The sequence below is a fragment of the Vibrio sp. 1562 genome, assembly GCF_033340155.1.
Lineage (GTDB): Bacteria > Pseudomonadota > Gammaproteobacteria > Enterobacterales > Vibrionaceae > Vibrio > Vibrio alginolyticus.
Window position 1 is genome coordinate 1 of the sequence record NZ_JAWOVY010000699.1, and the last position, 537, is coordinate 537.

Sequence of the window (537 nt, forward strand, 5' to 3'; positions counted from 1 at the left end):
AGGACACAATGAAAAAAACAATTCTCGCACTCTCTATCGGCCTACTGAGCGCCTGCAGCCAAATTCCAGAAAATGCCATCGTATTAAGCGTTGGAGACGATACAGCCGTCTTCGAACCAAACTCAGACGGTTTACTCGTCGCAGAGCAAAAACTAGAAAAAGGCAACTACACCTTTGCCATTGCCGACAGCAAACAAACCTGTGGCAACAGCTTTGCGCTAGCGGAAGAAAGCCGCATCAAATTCAATACACCATTAAAAATGGATAACTGCGCAACCGACACATCTATGCCGCTGCGCATTTTCAAAGCCAATACCTACCTCTTCACGCTCAATCCAGACACCAATGAGCTAACCGTTAAAATCAAACCAAAACAGAGTCAGGACATCACCTATTCTTGCCCTGTTGCAACCGACACAGCTAAAACCATCAACGTAGCCCAAACCTTTACTGATGGCACTGTTGTTCGTGACGCCTTAACCGGGCAAGAAGCCACCGTCGCCAATGGCAGCGTAACCATGCAACCAGGCCCGATGA

At 47.9% G+C, this 537-nt stretch carries 1 pseudogene; it reads left to right on the forward strand.

Annotated features, from left to right (window positions below):
* Nucleotides 1–8: 8 nt before the first annotated feature.
* A pseudogene (locus tag R7Z49_RS27165) lies at nucleotides 9–537 on the forward strand (alpha-amylase); the annotation flags it as partial.